The organism is Rubrivivax sp. JA1026 (assembly GCF_011065555.1).
GTDB lineage: Bacteria > Pseudomonadota > Gammaproteobacteria > Burkholderiales > Burkholderiaceae_C > Rubrivivax > Rubrivivax benzoatilyticus.
Genome location: NZ_JAALCQ010000004.1, coordinates 30,990 through 50,346, shown reverse-complemented (window position 1 = coordinate 50,346; position 19,357 = coordinate 30,990). Strand labels below are relative to the sequence as shown.

Annotated in this window: 20 protein-coding genes; 10 read left to right on the top strand and 10 right to left on the bottom strand. The window is 72.2% G+C overall.

Annotated features, from left to right (window positions below):
• Positions 1 to 19: 19 nt before the first annotated feature.
• From mlaD to G5B56_RS08525, 4 genes are all read left to right on the top strand, one after another.
• Positions 20 to 514 (top strand): outer membrane lipid asymmetry maintenance protein MlaD, encoded by a 495-nt coding sequence (gene mlaD / locus G5B56_RS08540; protein ID WP_009855441.1) that lies wholly within the window; start codon positions 20 to 22, stop codon positions 512 to 514.
• On the top strand, positions 511 to 1,269 hold the full coding sequence (locus G5B56_RS08535; protein ID WP_164962924.1) for a VacJ family lipoprotein: 759 nt from the start codon (positions 511 to 513) through the stop codon (positions 1,267 to 1,269). Before mlaD ends, G5B56_RS08535 begins: the two co-directional genes overlap by 4 nt.
• 68 nt (positions 1,270 to 1,337) lie before the next feature.
• Positions 1,338 to 1,958: a phospholipid-binding protein MlaC gene (locus G5B56_RS08530; protein ID WP_164962923.1), complete on the top strand. Its 621-nt coding sequence runs from the start codon at positions 1,338 to 1,340 to the stop codon at positions 1,956 to 1,958.
• A gap of 1 nt (position 1,959) precedes the next feature.
• Positions 1,960 to 2,220 (top strand): STAS domain-containing protein, encoded by a 261-nt coding sequence (locus G5B56_RS08525; protein WP_009855438.1) that lies wholly within the window; start codon positions 1,960 to 1,962, stop codon positions 2,218 to 2,220.
• A 6-nt stretch (positions 2,221 to 2,226) separates the two neighbouring features.
• On the opposite strand, the gene G5B56_RS08520 is transcribed toward G5B56_RS08525, so the two are convergent.
• The 4 genes from G5B56_RS08520 to G5B56_RS08505 all read right to left on the bottom strand — a co-directional run bounded on the left by G5B56_RS08520 (position 2,227) and on the right by G5B56_RS08505 (position 7,010).
• Complete coding sequence (locus G5B56_RS08520; RefSeq protein WP_037290474.1) at positions 2,227 to 3,123, bottom strand: MurR/RpiR family transcriptional regulator; 897 nt, start codon at positions 3,121 to 3,123, stop codon at positions 2,227 to 2,229.
• 59 nt (positions 3,124 to 3,182) lie between these two features.
• The gene (zwf, locus tag G5B56_RS08515) at positions 3,183 to 4,628 is read right to left on the bottom strand and encodes a glucose-6-phosphate dehydrogenase (RefSeq protein WP_164962922.1); all 1,446 of its coding nucleotides are present in this window, start codon (positions 4,626 to 4,628) and stop codon (positions 3,183 to 3,185) included.
• Positions 4,629 to 4,723: 95 nt separating this feature from the next.
• Positions 4,724 to 5,419 carry a general secretion pathway protein GspB gene (locus tag G5B56_RS08510; protein ID WP_164962921.1) on the bottom strand — a complete coding sequence of 232 codons (696 nt, stop codon included), beginning with the start codon at positions 5,417 to 5,419 and terminating at the stop codon, positions 4,724 to 4,726.
• A 4-nt stretch (positions 5,420 to 5,423) separates the two neighbouring features.
• Positions 5,424 to 7,010, bottom strand: a complete 1,587-nt coding sequence (locus tag G5B56_RS08505) for an ExeA family protein (protein WP_164962920.1) — start codon at positions 7,008 to 7,010, stop codon at positions 5,424 to 5,426.
• Positions 7,011 to 7,161: 151 nt separating this feature from the next.
• Here G5B56_RS08505 and tal point away from each other — a divergent pair, with 151 nt between their 5' ends.
• Both tal and pgi read left to right on the top strand, forming a co-directional pair.
• Positions 7,162 to 8,115, top strand: a complete 954-nt coding sequence (gene tal / locus G5B56_RS08500) for a transaldolase (RefSeq protein WP_164962919.1) — start codon at positions 7,162 to 7,164, stop codon at positions 8,113 to 8,115.
• On the top strand, positions 8,112 to 9,701 hold the full coding sequence (gene pgi / locus G5B56_RS08495; RefSeq protein ID WP_164962918.1) for a glucose-6-phosphate isomerase: 1,590 nt from the start codon (positions 8,112 to 8,114) through the stop codon (positions 9,699 to 9,701). Before tal ends, pgi begins: the two co-directional genes overlap by 4 nt.
• Positions 9,702 to 9,705: 4 nt before the next feature.
• Here pgi and G5B56_RS08490 read toward each other — a convergent pair whose 3' ends face one another.
• The 3 genes from G5B56_RS08490 to G5B56_RS08480 form a co-directional block, all read right to left on the bottom strand.
• Entirely contained in the window at positions 9,706 to 10,662 is a 957-nt protein-coding gene (locus G5B56_RS08490; RefSeq protein ID WP_164962917.1) for a GlxA family transcriptional regulator, read from the bottom strand.
• Positions 10,659 to 11,216, bottom strand: a complete 558-nt coding sequence (locus G5B56_RS08485) for a cysteine hydrolase family protein (RefSeq protein WP_164962916.1) — start codon at positions 11,214 to 11,216, stop codon at positions 10,659 to 10,661. Before G5B56_RS08485 ends, G5B56_RS08490 begins: the two co-directional genes overlap by 4 nt.
• A gap of 114 nt (positions 11,217 to 11,330) precedes the next feature.
• Complete coding sequence (locus G5B56_RS08480; protein ID WP_164962915.1) at positions 11,331 to 12,527, bottom strand: M20 aminoacylase family protein; 1,197 nt, start codon at positions 12,525 to 12,527, stop codon at positions 11,331 to 11,333.
• Between the two features lie 146 nt (positions 12,528 to 12,673).
• Between G5B56_RS08480 and G5B56_RS08475 the strand changes: the two genes are divergently transcribed.
• Genes G5B56_RS08475 through G5B56_RS08465 form a run of 3 tightly spaced genes read left to right on the top strand, consistent with a single transcriptional unit; the run spans position 12,674 to position 16,106 of the window.
• Positions 12,674 to 14,719, top strand: a complete 2,046-nt coding sequence (locus tag G5B56_RS08475) for a molybdopterin-dependent oxidoreductase (protein WP_164962914.1) — start codon at positions 12,674 to 12,676, stop codon at positions 14,717 to 14,719.
• Positions 14,719 to 15,792 carry an aminopeptidase gene (locus G5B56_RS08470; protein ID WP_164962913.1) on the top strand — a complete coding sequence of 358 codons (1,074 nt, stop codon included), beginning with the start codon at positions 14,719 to 14,721 and terminating at the stop codon, positions 15,790 to 15,792. The genes G5B56_RS08475 and G5B56_RS08470 overlap by 1 nt, the downstream gene beginning before the upstream one ends.
• Positions 15,789 to 16,106 (top strand): polyhydroxyalkanoic acid system family protein, encoded by a 318-nt coding sequence (locus G5B56_RS08465; protein WP_164962912.1) that lies wholly within the window; start codon positions 15,789 to 15,791, stop codon positions 16,104 to 16,106. The genes G5B56_RS08470 and G5B56_RS08465 overlap by 4 nt, the downstream gene beginning before the upstream one ends.
• A gap of 4 nt (positions 16,107 to 16,110) precedes the next feature.
• Here G5B56_RS08465 and G5B56_RS08460 read toward each other — a convergent pair whose 3' ends face one another.
• The gene (locus tag G5B56_RS08460; protein ID WP_009858290.1) at positions 16,111 to 16,365 is read right to left on the bottom strand and encodes an acyl-CoA-binding protein; all 255 of its coding nucleotides are present in this window, start codon (positions 16,363 to 16,365) and stop codon (positions 16,111 to 16,113) included.
• 84 nt (positions 16,366 to 16,449) lie between these two features.
• Between G5B56_RS08460 and G5B56_RS08455 the strand changes: the two genes are divergently transcribed.
• Complete coding sequence (locus G5B56_RS08455; RefSeq protein WP_164962911.1) at positions 16,450 to 17,898, top strand: wax ester/triacylglycerol synthase family O-acyltransferase; 1,449 nt, start codon at positions 16,450 to 16,452, stop codon at positions 17,896 to 17,898.
• On the opposite strand, the gene G5B56_RS08450 is transcribed toward G5B56_RS08455, so the two are convergent.
• Positions 17,895 to 18,674, bottom strand: coding sequence for a hypothetical protein (locus tag G5B56_RS08450; protein ID WP_164962910.1), 780 nt, complete (start codon positions 18,672 to 18,674; stop codon positions 17,895 to 17,897). The genes G5B56_RS08455 and G5B56_RS08450 overlap by 4 nt on opposite strands.
• Entirely contained in the window at positions 18,674 to 19,330 is a 657-nt protein-coding gene (locus G5B56_RS08445; RefSeq protein ID WP_009858293.1) for a TetR/AcrR family transcriptional regulator, read from the bottom strand. Before G5B56_RS08445 ends, G5B56_RS08450 begins: the two co-directional genes overlap by 1 nt.
• Positions 19,331 to 19,357: the final 27 nt, after the last annotated feature.

Genomic DNA, 19,357 nt, shown 5'->3' with positions numbered 1-19,357 from the left:
GGCGTCGCCGAGGAAAAGAATGGGTAAGAAGGGTATCGAGACGCTCGTCGGGCTGTTTGTCCTGCTGGGCCTGTGCGCGTTCGCGTTCCTGGCGCTGAAGGCGGCCAACCTGGGCAGTTTCAGCAGCAGCGGCGCCACCTATGCGCTGACGGCACGCTTCGACAACATCGGCGGGCTGAAGGCGAGGGCGCCGGTGCGCAGCGCCGGCGTCGTCGTCGGCCGCGTCAAGTCGATCTCGCTGGACCCGCAGACCTTCCAGGGCGTCGTCGAGATGGACATCGACCAGCGCTTCCAGTTTCCCAAGGACTCGGCGGCCAAGATCCTCACCTCCGGCCTGCTGGGTGACCAGTACATCGGGCTGGAACCCGGCGGTGACGACCAGAACCTGAAGTCCGGCGACATCGTCGCGCAGACCCAGTCGGCCGTCGTGCTGGAGAACCTCATCGGCCAGTTCATGACCGGCAAGGCGGCCGAGGCCGGCAGCGGCGCCACCGCACCGGGAGCCGCGCCGTGAAGCGCCTGGCCGCCGCGCTGGGCGTCGCCGCGCTCGCCGCGGGCTGCGCGACGGCTCCGGCACCCGCCACCGGCGACGCGCCGGCGCGTGTCGCGTCGCCGGCGGACCCGTGGGAGAACTGGAACCGCAAGGTCTACGCGTTCAACGACAAGGTCGACGAGGTGGTCTTGCGCCCGGCCGCCGAGGCTTACCGCGACGTCGTGCCGCAGATCGTGCGCACCGGCGTCGCCAACGTGCTGGGCAACATCCGCGACGTCTGGTCGGCGGCCAACCAGTTCCTGCAGGGCAAGCCGGCCGACGGCCTGGAGATGAGTGCGCGCGTGCTCGTCAACACGACGATGGGCCTGTTCGGCCTGCTCGACTGGGGCACCGAACTGCGGCTGGACCGCCGCAGCGAGGACTTCGGCCAGACGCTGGGCGTCTGGGGCGTGGGCCCCGGGCCGTATGTCGTGCTGCCGCTGCTCGGCCCCTCGTCGGTGCGCGACGGCCTGGCCTGGCCGGTCGACCGCATGTTCGCCCCGTCACGGCTGCCGCAGACCGATGCCGGCGGTTACGGCGTGCTGGCGATGGAACTGTTGAACGCCCGCAGCGATCTGTTGTCCACGACCCAGTTGCTCGACCAGGTCGCGCTCGACCGTTATTCGTTCGTGCGTGACGCCTACCTGTCGCGGCGGCTGGACCAGGTCTGGGACGGCGCTCCGCCGCTCGAGGACTACGACAACTACGGCGACGACGAGGCCGAGCCGGCACGGTGAACCGCCCTGGCGGCCCGTGCGTTGAAGCGGCAACGCCTCGCGGCGTGCACGCAACCGAAAGGCAAACGATGTTCAAGCAACTCCTCACCGGCCTGGCGATGCTGGGCCTCCTGGTCGCCGGCGCCAACGCCCAGCCCGGCGCGGCCGATGCCTTCGTGCGCACGATCTCCAACGACGTGCTGACGACGGCCAAGAACGACAAGGCGATCCAGTCCGGCGACATCAACGCCATCGTCGCGCTCGTCGACCAGAAGGTGATGCCGGCGGTGGCCTTCGAGACCGTCACGCGCTCGGCCGTCGGCCCGCAGTGGCGCAGCGCCACGCCCGAGCAGCGCCAGAAGCTGCAGGCCGAGTTCAAGACGCTGCTGGTGCGGGTCTACGCCGGCGCGCTGACGCAGCTGAAGGACCAGACCGTCGAGATCACGAAGACCCAGCCGGTGCCCGGCGGCACGCAGGTCGTCGTGCAGTCCGAGGTGCGCGGCAAGGGCGAGCCGATCAAGCTCGACTACCGCCTCGACCAGGTGCAGGGCGCCTGGAAGATCATCGACGTCAACGTCGGCGGCATCTGGCTGGTGCAGAGCTACCGCTCGCAGTTCGCGCAGGAGCTCGGCGCCGGCGGCATCGACGGCCTGATCGCCAAGCTCGTCGAACGCAACAAGGCGCCGGTCCAGCCCGCCAAGAAGGGCTGAGATGAAGCTGCCCGCGACCGCCATGCTGGCGCAGGCGCCGGACCTGCTGCGCCAGCTCGGTGACGACACCGAAGTCGTCGACGCCAGCGCGCTCGCCGAGTTCGACAGCTCGGCGGTCGCGCTGCTGCTCGAGGCCCGGCGCCGGGCTGCGGCGCGCGGGCGCACGCTGCGTGTCGACGGCGCCCCGGCCCAGCTCGTCGAGCTGGCGCGCCTGTACGGTGTCGACGAACTGCTGGGCCTGCCGGCTGCGGCCGCCGCCTGAACCGGCTCAGCGTCCGGCGTCTTCGGCCAGCCGCTGGCCGTCGGAATAACGCCGGTTGCGCAGGTTCTTCTTGATCTCCGAGAGCGTCGGCCGCAGCGCGGCCGAGCCCAGGCGCAGCGCCACGCCGGTGGCGAGGATGTCGACGATCGTCAGGTGCAGCAGCCGCGAGACCATCGGGCTGTAGCGGTCGGCGTCCTCGGGGTGGTCGGCGGCCAGCAGGACGTGGCCCGGCGAGCCCAGCGCCAGCGTCGCCAGCGGCGAGCCGCTGGCGGTGATGACGATCACCGTCGCGCCTTTGCGGCGCGCGATCTCGGCGACGTCCAGGATGTCGCGGCTGCGCCCCGAATTGCTGATGACGACGGCGCAGTCGCCTTCGCCGAGCATCGTCGCGCTCATCACCTGCACGTGGCCGTCGCTGATGGCCATCGAGTTGACGCCCAGGCGGAAGAACTTGTGCTGCGCGTCCAGCGCCACGATGCCGGAGTTGCCGACGCCGTAGAACTCGATGCGCCGGCTGTGGCGGCCGGCTTCGGTCAGTGCCGTGATCGCGTCCTCGATCGCCTGGCTGGCCGCGGCGTTGCGGTAGCGCAGCAGCGCCGCGACGGCGTTGTCGACGACCTTGATGACCAGGTCGCCGGGCTTGTCGTCCTCCTCGACGGCGCGGTGCACGAAGGGCACGCCTTCGTTGACGCTGCCGGCGAGCTTGATCTTGAAGTCGGCCAGGCCGTCGTAACCGACGCTGCGGCAGAAGCGCACGACGGTGGGCTTGCTGACGCGCGCACGTTCGGCGAGTTCGCCGACCGGCAGGCTGGCGAAACCGCGGGCGTCGGCCAGCAGCAGGCGCGCGACACGCTGCTCGGCCGGCGGCAGCGCCGGGATCGAGGCCCGGATGCGTTCGAGCATCGGGCTCAGTTCGGCGGCGGGGTCGCGGACGGGCCGCGGGGTCGGGGGCGGGAAGGTGTTCATTGTTCCTCGGCCCAGGCACAGCCGTCGCGCGCGACGAGCGCGCTGGCCGCCGCCGGGCCCCAGCTGCCGGCCGCGTAGGGGCGCGGGCCGGTCGGGTCGTTGTTCCAGGCGTCCAGCACCGGCTCGACCCAGCGCCAGGCCTGCTCCTGCTCGTCGCTGCGCACGAACAGGTTCAGCCGCCCGGCGATGGCGTCGAGCAGCAGGCGCTCGTAGGCGCCGACACGCTCGCTCGGGAAGGCCCGGTCGAAGTCCAGGTCCAGCGACACCGGCGACAGCAGCTCGTCGCGGCTGCCGCCGGTGGCCGCCAGCAGGTGCAGCTCCAGACCGTCCTCGGGCTGCAGCTTGATGACCAGACGGTTGGCGCGCCGCGTGCCCGGGAAGATCGGGTGCGGCACCTCGCGGAAGTTGACGACGATGTGCGCGTCCTGCCCGGCCAAGCGCTTGCCGGTGCGCAGGTAGAAAGGCACGCCGGCCCAGCGCCAGTTCTGGATCTCGGTGCGCAGCGCGACGAAGGTCTCGCAGCGGCTGCCAGGCGGCACCTTGACCTCGTCGAGGTAGCCCGGCACCGCCTGGCCCTCGACGCTGCCGGCGCGGTACTGGCCGCGCACGACGTCGCGCGCCACCGTCTCGGGCGTGAACGGGCGCAGCGAACGCAGCACCTTCAGCTTCTCGTCGCGGATCGCGTCGGCGGCGCTGGACGACGGCGGCTCCATCGCGATCATCGTCAGCAGCTGCAGCGCATGGTTCTGGATCATGTCGCGCAGCGCGCCGGTGCGGTCGTAGTAGTCGCCGCGCGTGCCGACGCCGAGCGACTCGGCCAGCGTGATCTGGATGTTGGCGATCCACTCGCGCCGCCACAGCGGCTCGAACAAGGCGTTGCCGAAACGCAGCGCCATCAGGTTCTGCACCGCGGGCTTGCCGAGGTAGTGGTCGATGCGCAGCGCCTGGCGCTCGTCGAACACCGAACGCACGACGCGGTTGATCTGCTGCGCGCTGGCGAGGTCGTGGCCCAGCGGCTTCTCGAGCACGATGCGCACGTGCGGGCCGACGATGCCGGCGGCGCCGAGCTGTTCGCAGATCACCGGGAACAGGTAGGGGCTGGTCGCCAGGTACATCAGCGCCGTGTCGGCGCCGCGTTCGGCCAGCCAGGCCTTCAGGCCGGCGTAGTCCTCCGGCTTGGACAGGTCCATGCGCCGGTAGTGCAGCAGCTGCGCGAAGGCGTCGAACTCGGCGTCGTTCGGGCGCTTGCTGCTGTCGACGGCGGCAAAACGTTCGCGCACGAAGGCGCGGTACTCGTCGTCGCTGCGTTCGTCGCGTGCGACGGCGAGGATGCGGCCGCCCTCGGGCAGCTTGTGGTGGCGCCAGGCCTGGAACAGCGCCGGCAGCAGCTTGCGCCAGGTCAGGTCGCCGGTGCCACCGAAGAAGACGAGGTCGAAGGACATGTCGGGGCGTGCATGTAACTTTGTTTCGTCCGGATCATGCTCCGCGGTTTCATGCCGGTCAACCGCGGGGCGATCCGGAGCCGACCTGCGGCGGCTCAGTAAGCCACTTCGTAGCGCAGCTCGCGCCAGCGCAGCACGGCCGAACGCGGGCCGATGCGCTCCAGCGTCACCCCGGGCGCGGCGACGTCGCCCTCGTGCAGCAACTGGCCGCCGACGAGCAGCATGCGCGCCGCCGGCTGTTCGGAGTAGATCGCGCCGCCGATCGACAGCTGCGGCAGCCCGCGGCGCTGCTCGGCTGACAGCTGGTCGATCGGGATCGCACGTTCGGCGGCCAGGGTTCCCGGCCGGGCGTCGGCGGGGGCGCGCGGGCCGGCCGCAGCGGCGGCCGTCGCCGGCTCGGTCGCGGCCGCCCGGCGCGCCGGCTCGGCCATCGTGGCCGGCGGCGTCACGATGCGGGGCGGGCCGACACGCGGCACGGGGGCCACCTCGGCCGACGCCCCCGCGGGGGGCGCGGGTGGCGTGTCGACACGCGCCATCGGCGGCGCGGCGGGCGCGGGCGGCGTCTGCGCCACGGCGACCGAAGCCGGCGACGGGCGCTGCGTGCTCCACCACACGCCGACGCCGAGCCCCACGACCGCCAGCGCCGCGGCGCCCGCGACCCACGATGCGCGCCGGGGCGCCGGCGGTGCGGCCGCCGCGGGCGGCGTGGCGGGCTGGGAGTGCAAGCCGGGCACGGCGCCGCGCTCGCGTTCGGCGTCGGCACGGCGCAGGGCGTCGAGGATGTAGGACATGGTCTCAGCGGTTCAGCGCGAGCCGCGGCACGGTGTCGCCGTCGGTCCGCAGGATCTGCATCAGCGTCAGCGGGCCGGCACGGCCGTCGGGCTGCAACCCGTGCGCGACCTGGAAGGCGACGATGCGCGGCGCCAGCACGCCGCGGCCGGGCAGGCGTTCGTCCAGCCAGCCGGCCAGGGCCTCGGCCCCGCCCGGCACGCCCCAGCCCGGCGGCGGGCGCCACAGCGTCGCGAACTCGCCGCGCCACAGCGTCGCCAGCGTCGCCAGATCGACCGTCGCCTGGCCGCCGTCGGCGAAGGCCAGCGTCGCGTGCTCGCCCGACAGACCGGTCAGCAGCACGACACCGCGGCGGCCGTCGCTGGCGTGCAGCGTCAGCAGGCCCGGGCGGCCGAGATCGCGCACCTGGGCCAGGCCGGTCTTCGTGCGCCAGCAGGCGAGGCCGCCGGCGGCCAGCGCGGTGCAGGGGTCGCCGGCGCCGGGTTCGGCGTTCCAGCGGGTGGCCAGCGAACGCCAGCCGTCGGCCTCGCGCGCGGCGGCGCGTGCCAGCAGCGCCTCGGCGTCGAGTGCGTCGGCCACCGCAGCCGAAGCGGCGAAGGCCGCGGCCATGGCCCCTGTCGCGGCCGGCGTCGTCGGCGTGGCCGCCTGCGCCACCGGGGCCGCCGGCGCCGCGCTCGCGTCGCCGCGCCCGGCCTGCCAGACCAGCGCGCCGACCGCCAGCGCCGCGGCCCCCAGCACCGCGGCCACCACCGGCGCACGCGACGGCGTGGGCGCCGGCGGTGTCGTGTCGAAGACCTCGTGCGCCGCACGTTCGACGATGGCGCGGCCGATGCGCCGCTGCCCCTGGGCGTAACCGCCGAGCAGCGCCCGGTCGGCGAGCAGGTTGATGCGCCGCGGCACGCCGCCGCACAGCCGGTGCAGCGCCGCCAGCGCCTCGTCGTCGAACGGCGGTTCGCCGGCCAGCCCGGCGACCGCCAGCCGGTGGCGCACGTAGGCCGCGGTCTCGGCAGCGTCCAGCGCCGGCAGGTGGTAGCGCGCGATGACGCGCTGGGCGAGCTGTTCCAGGTCGGGCCGCGCCAGCATCGTGCGCAGCTCGGGCTGGCCGATCAGCACGATCTGCAGCAGCTTGCGCTCGTCGGTCTCCAGGTTGGTCAGCAGGCGCAGCTGTTCCAGCACCTCGGGGGCCAGCGCCTGGGCCTCGTCGATGACCAGCACCGCGTGGCGGCCGGCGGCGTGCGCGGCGAGCAGGAAGCGGTTCAGCGCGTCGACGTAGGCCTTCACCGTCGCCGCGCCGGCCGGCACCTCGAGGCGGAACTCGTCGCAGACGGTCTGCAGCAGCTCCAGCGCGTCGAGCTTGGGGTTGAAGACGTAGGCCACGTCGCAGTGCGCCGGCACCTGCTCCAGGAAGCAGCGGCAGACGGTGGTCTTGCCGGCGCCGATCTCGCCGGTCAGCAGCACGAAGCCGCCGCCGCCCGACAGGCCGTAGAGCAGGTGCGCCAGCGCCTCGCGGTGCGCTTCGCTCATGTAGAGGAACCGCGGGTCGGGGGCGATCGAGAAGGGCTCGCGCTGCAGGCCGAAGAAGCTCGCGTACATCGGGGTCCGGATCGGTCGTGGGGCGTTGCGGCGCGACGGGTTGCGCGAAGACGCCTAGCATAGCGAGGCCCGGTATCGCGCTTGCTTCACGCCCGTGTCACACGCCCGCGTGTCCGCCTCCGGTGCAATCCAGACTTCACGCCGACCCGCCATGAACCAGCTCGACCAGCTCCGCCAGTACACGACCGTCGTCGCCGACACCGGCAACTTCCACCAGCTCGCCCAGTTCGCACCGCGTGACGCGACGACCAACCCCTCGCTGATCCTGAAGGCCGTGCGCCAGCCCGAGTACGCGCCGCTGCTGGCCGAGACGGTGGCCGCGCATGCCGCCCGCCCGCTCGACGAGATCGTCGACGAGGTGCTGGTGCGTTTCGGCCTGGAGATCCTGAAGGTCGTGCCCGGCCGCGTCAGCACCGAGGTCGACGCCCGCCTGTCGTTCGACACCGCGGCGACGATCGAACGCGGCCGCCGCATCGCCGCGCTGTACCGCGCCGCCGGCGTCGGCCCGGAGCGCCTGCTGGTCAAGATCGCGTCGACCTGGGAAGGCATCCGTGCCGCCGAGGTGCTGGAGCGCGAAGGCATCCACTGCAACCTGACGCTGCTCTTCGGCTTCGGCCAGGCCGTGGCCTGCGGCGATGCCGGCGTGACGCTGATCTCGCCCTTCGTCGGCCGCATCCTCGACTGGCACAAGGCGCGTGCCGGCGCCGCCTGGGACGCCGCGGCCCACAGCGGCGCCGCCGACCCCGGCGTGCAGTCGGTGACGACGATCTGGCGCCACTACAAGCGCCACGGCCTGGCCACCGAGGTGATGGGCGCGAGCTTCCGCAACGTCGGCCAGATCCTGGCGCTGGCCGGCTGCGACCTGCTGACGATCAGCCCCGAGCTGCTGGCCCAGTTGCAGGCCGCCGACGCGCCGGTGGTGCGTGCGCTCGACCTCGCCGAAGCGAAGGCCGCCGACCTGCCCGCCGTGCATCTGGACGAAGCCGCGTTCCGCTGGACGCTCAACGAGGACGCGATGGCCACCGAGAAGCTGGCCGAAGGCATCCGCGCCTTCGCCGCCGACGCCCGCGCGCTGGACGCGCTGATCGAGGAAGCAAGACGATGACACGCTGCGACCGCACCGAAGCCTGGAGCGCGCTGGCCGGCCATTACGAGGCCCACGGCCGCACGCTGGACCTGCGCGAAGCCTTCGCGCGCGACGCCTCGCGCTTCGAGGCGCTGTCGCTGCAGGCGCCGGAGGTCTTCGCCGACCTGTCGAAGAACCTGCTCGACACGGCGACGCTGCACTTCCTCGCCGACCTGGCGCAGGAATGCGAGCTGCCGGCGCGCCGCGACGCGATGCTGGCCGGTGCGGTCGCCAACCTCACCGAAGGCCGCGAGGTGCTGCACACCGCGCTGCGCGCGCCGCTGGGCGCCGCGCCGCACGGCGAGCCGGTGCACGCGGTGCTGGCGGCGATGCTGGCCTACGCCGAGCAGGTGCGGCTGGACGCGCAGATCACCGACATCGTCAACATCGGCATCGGCGGCAGCGACCTGGGGCCGCAGATGGTCGTCGCCGCGCTCGAGTCCTACGGCGAGCCGGGCCGGCGGCTGCACTTCGTCAGCAACGTCGACGGCCACGACATCACGCCGGTGCTGGCCAGGCTGGACCCGCAGCGCACGCTGTTCATCGTCGCCTCCAAGACCTTCACGACGCAGGAGACGATGGCCAACGCGCAGGTCGCGCGCGCCTGGTTCCTGGCCAACGGCGGCACGGTCGAGCAGATCGCGCGCCACTTCGCCGCGACGACGACCAACGTCACCGCGGCGGCGGCCTTCGGCATCACGACGACCTTCGGTTTCTGGGACTGGGTCGGCGGGCGCTACTCGCTGTGGAGCGCGATCGGCCTGCCGATCGCGATCGCCATCGGTGCCGCCAACTTCCGCGCGCTGCTCGACGGCGCGCACGCGATGGACCGCCACTTCGCCGAGGCGCCGGTCGAGCGCAACCTGCCGATGCTGCTGGGCCTGCTCGACGTCTGGTACCGCAACTTCCACGGTTTCACCAGCCGCAGCGTCGCGCCCTACCACCAGGGCCTGCGCCGGCTGCCGGCCTATCTGCAGCAGCTGGAGATGGAGTCCAACGGCAAACGTGTCGACCTGGCCGGCGAGCCGCTGCCCTACGCCACCAGCCCGGTCGTCTGGGGCGAGCCCGGCACCAACGGCCAGCACGCCTACTTCCAGATGCTGCACCAGGGCACCGACGTGATCCCGGTGGAGTTCATCGCCGTGCGCCACCCGACGCATGCGCACGCCGACCTGCACGCCAAGCTGCTGTCCAACTGCCTGGCGCAGAGCCAGGCGCTGATGCTGGGTAAGACCGCCGAGGCGGCGCGCGGCGAAACGGTGCCCACCGCCTCGGCGACGCTGGACCGCGACGTGCTCGCGCGCCACCGCACCTTCCCCGGCAACCGGCCGAGCACGACCTTCGTGCTGGACGCGCTGACGCCGCGTGCGCTGGGCGCGCTGGTGGCGATGTACGAGCACCGCGTCTGGACCAGCGGCGCGCTGTGGGGCCTCAACAGCTTCGACCAGTGGGGCGTCGAGCTCGGCAAGGCGCTGGCCAACGACCTGCTGCCGCGCCTGGCCTCGGGCGACACGCGCGGGCTGGACGCCAGCACCGCCGGGTTGCTGGCCAAGCTGCGCGGCTGAGGCCTCAGGCGCTGCGCCGCGCGCGCACGCGCCGCCACTGGCGCGTGCCGCCCAGGCCGGCTTCGGCGACCGCCTGCTTGGTCGCCCGGCCCTCGCGCAGCGCACGTTCGGCGAGCGCGACGCGCAGGTCCTCGATCCAGGCGCGTGGGCTGCTGCCCACGTGTTCGGCGAACAGCCGCGCCAGGTGGCGCGGCGAGACATGGGCCAGCGCCGCGAGTTTCTCCAGCGGCCAGTGGGCGGCCGGGTCGTCGAGCACCGCGTCCTGCACGCGGTGCAGCGCCGGGTGCAGGTGCTCGCGGCCGGCGAGCAGCGCCGAGTGCTGCGGGTCCTCGCTGCCGCGGCGGTGGAAGACGACCATCGTCTGCGCCACGGCCGCCGCCACGGCCTCGCCGCAGACGCGCCCGACGGCGTGCAGCGCAAGGTCGATGCCGGCGGTGACGCCGGCGCTCGTCGCCACCGGACCGTCGGTGACGAACAGGCGGTTGGCCAGCACCTGGGCGCTCGGCGCCAGGCGCTGCAGCTCGCCGAGCATCTCGTGGTGCGTCGTGCAGCGCCGCCCGGCCAGCAGGCCGGCGTCGGCCGCCAGCAGCGCGCCGGCGCAGACCGTCAGCAGCTCGACGCCGGCGCCCAGGCGCGGCGCCACCGCCTCGGCCAGCCAGCGGCGTGTCGCGGCCCAGTGCGCCGGCAGCGGCTGTTGCAGCGCGCTCTCGTTGCCGCTTGGCTGGCCCAGCAGCACGACCCAGGTCTCGCGGTCGAAGCTGGCCGGCAGCGGCTCCAGCGCCGTGATCGTCGCGCCGACCGAACTCGCCGCCTGCGGCTCGGGGCCGACGTGGCGCAGACTGAAAGCCGGCGGCCGGCCGCGGCGCGCCAGCTGCTGGTTGGCGAGGCGCAAGACCTCGGCCGGACCGGCCAGGTCCAGCAGCAGCGTGTCGGGCAGGATGACGAAGACGACGTCGATCATGCGGCGCGGCGCAAGGCCTCCTCGACGCTGCAGATCGTCGCGAAACGCCCGGCGAGCACGGTCTCGGTACGTTCGTAGAGCTCGGCCGGGCTCAGCGTGCGGCCGGCGGGTGTCGTCATCGCGAAGGTCAGCGTGGCCTCGGTGACGTAGTCGACCTCCCAGCCTTCGTCGCTGGCGTGGCGCGTCGTCGTCTCGCAGCACTGCTCGGTGCGGATGCCGGCGACGATCAGCCGGCGGATGCCCTGCTGGTGCAGCCAGACCGTGAGCCCGGTGCCGACCAGCGCGCTGTGGCGCTGCTTCAGGAAGCTGGCCGCGGCGTCGTAAGGCGCCAGGCCGTCCAGCGGGCGCACGAGGCCGCTTTCGAGCGCGAACGGGTTGTCGGCTGTTTTCGGGCCGTCGGTGTGCAGGATGCGCACCACCGGCAGGCCGCGTTCGGCGGCGCCGGACACAAGCGCATTGACACGCTCCAGCAAGCCCGGCGCGGCCGCCGGGTCCCAGTAGGGACGCGCGGTGAAGGACTGCTGGACGTCGATCAACAGGACGGCGGTGGACATCGGGAGGCCTCGTGCGGTGGTGGAAGGTGACCGCATCGTGCCTCTCGCAGTGTGCGCGCGCCGGGCCCGAACCGGACGCGAGGCGGACGTTTCAGGACATCCGCTGTCCTGGCCTCAGGGCCGCGGCTGCGCCAGCCAGGCTTCGGCCAGCCGCACCCAGGCCGAGGCGCCGATCGGGATCAGCTCGTCGTTGAAGTCGTAGCTCGGGTTGTGCAGCATGCACGGCCCCAGGCCGTGGCCGGCCTCGCGGTGCGTGCCGTCGCCGTTGCCGATGACGAAGTAGCAGCCGGGCTGCTGCTGCAGGTAGAAGCTGAAGTCCTCGGCGCCCATCGTCGGCTCGAACTCGAGCACGTTGGCCGCGCCCACCACCTCGGCCAGCGTGCGGCGCACGAACTCGGTCTCGGCCGGGTGGTTGATCGTCGGCGGGTAGTTGCGGTGGAACTCGAACTCGCAGCGTGCGTCGTAGGCCGCGCAGGTCGCTTCGGCCACCTGCTGCATGCGGCGCTCCACCAGGTCCAGCACCTCGGTCGTGAAGGTGCGCACCGTGCCCTGCAGCTCGACGCTGTCGGGGATGACGTTGGTCGCCTCGCCGGCGTGGATCATCGTCGTCGAGATCACCGCGGTGTCGATCGGGCGCTTGTTGCGCGTGACGATGCCTTGCCAGGCGTTGACCAGCTGGCAGGCGACGAGCACCGGGTCGATGCCGTTGTGCGGCATCGCCGCGTGCGCGCCCTTGCCGCGGATCGTCACCTTGAACTCGTTGCTGCTGGCGAAGACCGGGCCGGTCTTCACCGCGAACTGGCCGGCTTCCAGCCCCGGCCAGTTGTGGGCGCCGAAGACCGCCTCCATCGGGAAACGCTCGAACAAGCCGTCCTGGATCATCTCGCGCGCGCCGCCGCCGCCTTCTTCGGCCGGCTGGAACACCAGGTACACGGTGCCGTCGAAGTTCCGGTTCGTCGCCAGGTGCTGGGCGGCCGCCAGCAGCATCGCCGTGTGGCCGTCGTGGCCGCAGGCGTGCATGCGGCCGGCGTGGCGGCTGGCGTGCGCGAACGTGTTCTTCTCGGTGATCGGCAGCGCGTCGATGTCGGCACGCAGGCCGACGGCGCGCGCCGAGCTGCCGTTTTTCACGATGCCGACGACGCCGGTCTTGCCCAGCCCGCGGTGCACCGGGATGCCCCAGCCTTCCAGCGCGGCGGCGATCAGGTCGCTGGTGCGCTGTTCCTCGAAACACAGCTCGGGGTGGGCGTGCAGGTCACGTCGCAGCGTGGCGATGCCGGCGGCGTCGGCGACGATGGAATCGATCAGCTTCATCGGGCAGGGCAGGGGACGGCCAAACGGCGATCCTAGCCCCGATCCCGCGCCGCATCGGTCGCCGGGGAGATACCGTGTCGAGCGGCGGGCCGGCGGTCGCATGGCACCATCTCGGCCTTCGCGCCGCCTACCGCCACGCTCCGACCATGAACGCCGCTCCCGACATCCGCGTCGTGCACGCCGCCTGCCCGCACGACTGCCCCGACACCTGCGCGATGCGGGTCACCGTCGAGAACGGCCGTGCGGTGCGGGTGCAGGGCGACCCGGAGCACCCGACGACGAACGGCGCGCTGTGCACCAAGGTCAGCCGCTACCCGGAGCGCACCTACCACCCCGAGCGTGTGCTGACGCCGCTGAAGCGTGTCGGCCCCAAGGGCCGCGGCGAGTTCGTGCCGGTGTCCTGGGACGAGGCGCTGGATGCGATCGCCGCACGCCTGAAGGCGATCGCCGCACGCGACCCCGAGGCCATCCTGCCGTACAGCTACGCCGGCACGATGGGCCTGGTGCAGGGCGAGAGCATGGCGGCGCGCTTCTTCCACCAGCTCGGCGCCTCGCGGCTGGACCGCACGATCTGCGCCTCGGCCGGCAGCGAGGCGCTGCTGGCGACCTACGGCATCAAGGCCGGCATGCACGTCGAGCACTTCGCCGAGAGCCGGCTGATCCTGATCTGGGGCAGCAACTCGATCGCCTCGAACCTGCACTTCTGGACCATCGCCCAGGCCGCCAAGCGCCAGGGCGCCAAGCTGGTCTGCATCGACCCGCGGCGAACCGAGACCGCCGAGAAGTGCCACGAGCACCTGGCACTGCGCCCCGGCAGCGACGGCGCGCTGGCGCTGGCGCTGATGCACGAACTGATCACGAACGACTGGCTGGACCACGACTACCTGGAACGTTACGTCGACGGCTGGCCGGCGCTGCGTGAACGCGCGCTGCAGTGGCCGGCCGAACGGGCCGCCGCGCTCTGCGGCCTGACGGTCGAGCAGATCCGCGGCCTGGCGCGCGACTACGGCACGACGAAACCGGCGGCGATCCGCCTGAACTACGGCATGCAGCGTGTGCACGGCGGCGGCAGCGCGGTGCGCCTGATCGCCTTGCTGCCCTGCCTGACCGGCGCCTGGCGCCACCGCGCCGGCGGCCTGCTGCTGTCGGCCTCGGGCTGGTTCGCCGGCCGGCGCGACGACGCCTGGCTGCAGCGCCCCGACCTGCTGGCCGGCCGCCAGCCGCGCACGATCAACATGAGCACGATCGGCGACGACCTGCTGCGCGAAGCCTCGCCCGCATTCGGCCCGCGCATCGAGGCCGTCGTCGTCTACAACAGCAACCCGGTGGCGGTGGCGCCCGAGAGCCGCAAGGTCGTCGCCGGCTTCGCGCGCGAGGACCTGTTCACCGTCGTGCTGGAGCACTTCCTGACCGACACCGCCGACCACGCCGACCTCGTGCTGCCGGCGACGACCCAGCTCGAACACTGGGACGCGCACACCGCCTACGGCCACACCTACGCGCTGCTGAACAAGCCGGCGATCGAGCCGCTGGGCGAGGCGCGCTCCAACGCCGCGATCTTCCGCGCGCTGGCCGAACGCATGGGCTTCGACGACCCGTGTTTTGCCGACGACGACGAGACGCTGGCGCGGCGCGCCTTCCTCGCCGACCGCGTCGATCTCGATTCGCTGGAGCGGCGCGGCTGGGCCAGGCTGGACGTCGCCGAGGCGCCGTTCGCCAAGGGCTTCCCGACGCCTTCGGGCAAGGCCATCGTCGACGTGCCGGGGCTGGGCGTGCCCGACCACGTGCCGAACTACGAGTGTGCGGAGACGACGCCCGAGCTGGCGGCGCGTTTCCCGCTGGCGATGATCTCGCCGCCGGCGCGCCACTTCCTGAACTCGACCTTCGTCAACGTGAAGAGCCTGCGTGCCGTCGAAGGCGAGCCGCTGCTGGAGATCCACCCCGACGATGCCGCCGCACGCGGCATCGCCGATGGTGCCGAGGTGCGGGTCTTCAACGAACGCGGCGAGTACCGCTGCGCCGCGGCGGTCAGCACACGCGCGCGGCCGGGCGTCGTCGTCGGCCTGGGCGTCTGGTGGCGCAAGCTGGGCCGCGACGGCACCAACGTCAACGAGCTGACGCACCAGCGGCTCACCGACATCGGCCGCGCGCCGAGCTTCTACGACTGCCTCGTCGAGGTGGCGGTCGCCTGATGCGCCGTTTCGGGCTGGCCATCGTCCTGGCCGCAGTGGCGGCCCTGGCCGGCTGCAGCAACGTCGCCTACGTCGCCCAGGCGCTGCAAGGCCACCTGGACCTGCTTCAGCGCTCGCGTCCGGTCGAGGACTGGCTGGCCGACCCGGCGACGCCGCCGGCACTGCACGCCCGGCTGGAACTGGCGCAGCGCTTGCGCGCCTTTGCCGTCGCCGAGCTGAAGCTTCCCGACAACCGCAGCTACAAACGTTATGCCGAGCTCGACCGCAAGGCCGTCGTCTGGAACGTCGTCGCCGCGCCCGAGCTGTCGCTGAAGCTGCAGACCTGGTGCTGGCCGGTGATGGGCTGCGTCGGCTACCGCGGCTACTTCCAGCGTGACGGCGCCGACGCGCTGGCCGCCGAGTTGAAGGCCGAAGGCCGCGAGGTCTGGGTCTACGGCGTGCCGGCCTATTCGACGCTGGGCTGGAGCGAATGGCTGGGCGGCGACCCGCTGCTGTCGACCTTCATCGGCTGGTCCGAAGGCGAGCTGGCGCGGCTGGTGTTCCACGAACTCGCGCACCAGGTCGCCTACGCCCAGGACGACACGCCGTTCAACGAGTCCTTCGCCACCGCGGTCGAGCGCCTGGGCGTGCGGCGCTGGCTGGACCAGCGCGCCGATGCCGCGGTACGGGCCGAGTACGAACGCTCCGACGCCCGCCGGCGTGCCTTCCGTGCGCTGATCGGCGAGACGCGCGAGGCGCTGCGCACGCTGTACGCCAGCGACGCCGACGACGCGACCAAACGCGCCCGCAAGGCCGAGCTGATGGCCGCGATGCGCGCGCGCCACGCGGCGCTGAAAGCCGGAGAGTGGGCGGGTTATGCCGGTTACGACGCCTGGTTCGACAATGCGAACAACGCGGCGCTGGGCGTGCAGGCGGCCTACGACGAGTGGGTGCCGGCGTTCGAGCGGCTCTTCGAGGCCGAAGGCGCCGATTTCAAACGGTTCTATGCCGAGGTGGCGCGGCTGGCCGCGCTGCCCAAGGCGGAGCGGCGTGCGGCACTGGCCGCCGCCGCGGCGACAGGAGTTGACGAGTGAGCGATATCCGCATCCGACGCGAACACGATCTGGGCCTGGACGTGGCCCGCGCGGTGGCCGACGACTGGGCCGAGCAGTGCCGCACCCAGTTCGACATGCAGTGCCGCATCGTGCGCGGCGAGAGCAGCGACACGGTCGAGTTCCGCCGCAGCGGCGTCAACGGCCGCCTGGTCGTCGCTGCCGATCACTTCGACCTCGACGCCAAGCTCGGTTTCCTGCTCGGCGCCTTCAGCAAGACGATCGAACGCGAGATCCGCAGCAACCTCGACCAGCAGCTCGCCCGCCACGCGGGCGACGCGAAGAAGCGCGGCTGAAGCCTTACTTCAAGTCCTCGATGAGGTCGATGTATTCCTGCATCGCCTCGTTCGCGCTCTTGCCCTTCAAGCCCGCCCAGGCGTCGTACTTCGCCCGGCCGACGAAGTCGGTGAAGCCCGGGCGGTCGCCTTCGACGTCGCCGACCGTGGCCTGCTTGTAGAGCGAATAGATCTTCAGCAGCGTCGCGTTGTCGGGCTTGGCCGGCAGCGACTTGCTCTCCGCGACGGCCTTTTCGAACGCAGCCTTGAGTTGCGGCATGGTGCAGGTCTCCTCTGACCCGTGATCCGGGCTTGACGCTCCCGATGTTAGCGGCCATCGTGCCGCGAAAAAGCGGAGGAGCGCATGAGTCTTGACGCCGAGCGCATGTCACGCGTGGACACCGCGTGGCTGCGCATGGACAACGACGTCAACCTGATGATGATCGTCGGTGTCTGGCTGCTGGAGCCCGGCATCACGCTGGCGGCGCTGCGGCGGCGTGTCGAGGAGCGTTTCCTGCGCTACGCGCGTTTCCGCCAGCGCGCCGTGCCCGACCTGCTCGGCGCCTCCTGGGTCGAGGACGATGACTTCGACCTCTCGCGCCACGTCGTCACGACGAAGCTGCCGCGCCGCCGCGGCCAGGACGAGCGCGCCGCGCTGAAGGCCTTGTGCGCCGAACTCGCCGCGACGCCGCTCGACCCCCAGCGCCCGCTGTGGCAGTTCCACCTCATCGAGCGCTACGAAGGTGGCTCGGCCATCGTCGTGCGCCTGCACCACTGCATCGCCGACGGCATCGCGCTGATCTCGGTGATGCTGTCCATCACCGACGGCGGCGCCGAGCCGCCGAAGCACCCGCAGCACGCGCATGGCCACGACCACGCGCATGAACACGACTGGCTGGCCGACGCGGTGCTGCGCCCGATCACCGACCTGACGGTCAAGGCGATCGGCATGTACGGCAACGGTGTCGCCCGCTCGATGGAGATGCTGGCGCACCCGCAGGCGCCGCTGTGGGGCTCGCTCGCGGTGGCGCGCCACGGCTGGCAGGTGGTGCACGACGCCGCGTCGCTGGCGCTGATGGCCGACGACTCGCCGACCGCGCTGAAAGGCAAGCCCGGCGGCCTGAAGGCCGTGGCCTGGAACGAACCGCTGCCGCTGGACACCGTCAAGGCCGTCGGCAAGGCGCTGGGCTGCTCGATCAACGACGTGCTGCTGGCCTGCGTGGCCGGCGCGATCGGCCGCTACCTGCACGAATGCGGCGACGACCCGGCGGGCAAGGAGATCCGGGCCATGGTGCCGGTGAACCTGCGGCCGATGGACAAGGCCTGGCAGCTGGGCAACCGCTTCGGCCTGGCGCCGCTGGTGCTGCCGATCGGCATCGAGAACCCCATCGAACGCGTCTACGCGGTGCGCCAGCGCATGGCCGAGCTGAAGGGCAGTTACCAGCCGCTGCTGGCCTTCGCGGTGCTGGCGATGGCGGGTTTCCTCGTCAAGCCGGTGCAGGACGCGGTGCTGGGCCTCTTCGCACGCAAGACCACCGCGGTGATGACCAACGTGCCCGGCCCGCGCGAGCCGCTGAGGTTCTGCGGCTCGACGTTGCGCCAGACCATGTTCTGGGTGCCGGCCTCGGGCGACGTCGGCCTGGGCGTCAGCGTGCTCAGCTACGGCGGTGGCGTGCAGTTCGGCCTGATCGCCGACACCGCGCTGTGCCCCGACCCCGAGGCCATCGTCGAACGTTTCGAGCCCGAGTTCGAGAAGCTGCTCTGGCTGACGATGATGCTGCCCTGGCCGGGCGAGGACGGCGCGGCCGCCTAAACCGCCGCCTGCAGCGCCAGCTTCGCCGCCTCGACTTCCAGCCGTTCGATCGCGTCGGCCGGCACGTGGCGTGCCGCGTCGGCCAGCAGCCGCCGGGCCTCGGGCCGCGCCGCCTCGCCTTCGAGGATCAGCAGCCCGCGTGCGACCTCGACCTTCACGATCGCGCTGGCCGGGTTCAGCGCCAGCGCCTGGCGGTAGTGCGCCAGGCCCTTGACGGCGTCGGCGCCTTCGGTCATCGCCAGCAGCCGGCCGACGCGCGCGATGGCCTCGGCGTGGAAAGTGGCCAGCGCCAGGTGCGCTTCGGGGTGCTTCGGCGCCAGCTTCAGCGTGTGTTCGAGCGACTGCCGCACCTGCGGCGCCAGGCGTTCGGCGACGAGCTTCAGCAGATCCAGCGACTCGGCGCGCCGGCCCAGCGCGTAGGCGTGCCAGAACCAGCCCGCCGGGTTGGCGGGCTCGGCCTTCTGCTGGGCAAGGGCACGGCGCGCGACCTCGTCGACCATCGCCAGCCGCGTGCGTTCGGTGCGTTCGAGGTAGGTGGCCTGCAGCGCCTGGGCCTTGTTGGCCAGCGTGACGCCGGCCGGCCCCAGCGCCAGCGCGGCGTCGTAGGCGGCGCGGAACTCGCCGGCATGGAGCTTCGCCCAGGCCGCGAGCAGCGCCGCATCGCGTGGCAGCGGCTCGGCGTCGCCGACATGCAGCCGCTTCCAGCGCCGGCGCAGCGCCGCCGGCTCGTGCACGTAGCCCGCGTCGGGCCAGGGGAAACGCACCCAGCGCGCCATCAGGCGCGGTAGGGCGCGGCCAGCGCGTTCAGGTGCGCGCGCGACTCGGCGTCCAGATAGGGCAGCAGCAGGCTCATCGTGTGCCAGGCGCCACGCGCCAGCGCCGCGCCGGCGCCTTCGGGCTCCAGCGCCCGGCGCGGGTCGCGCACGTATTCGTAGCTCAGCCAGTAGGTCAGCACGACGACCATCGCGGTGGCCAGCGGCTCGGCCTCCTCGGGCGTCAGCTTCACCGCGCCGGCACCCGACAGACCGGCCAGCAGCTCGCGCACCGCCTCGCCCTTGTGGCGCAGCACGAACTGGAAGTGCGTCTCCAGGCGCCGGTTCTTGCTGAGCAGGTCGTTCAGGTCGCGGTACAGGAAGCGGTACTGCCAGACCAGCTCGAAGAACATGTGCAGGAACAGCCACGCGTCCTCGACGTTGCGCACGCCGTCGGCGGCACGCAGCAGCTCGTCCAGCGCACGTTCGTAACGGTCGAACAGCGCGTTGATCAGCTCGTCCTTGGCCGGGTAGTGGTAGTACAGGTTGCCGGGGCTGATGCCGAGCTCGGCCGAGATCAGCGTCGTGCTGACGTTCGGCTCGCCGAACCGGTTGAAGAGGTCCAGCGTCACCTCGAGGATGCGTTCCGCGGTGCGCCGCGGCTTCTTGGGCGTCGGCATGGTGCGGCGCATTGTGCACCGTGGGGT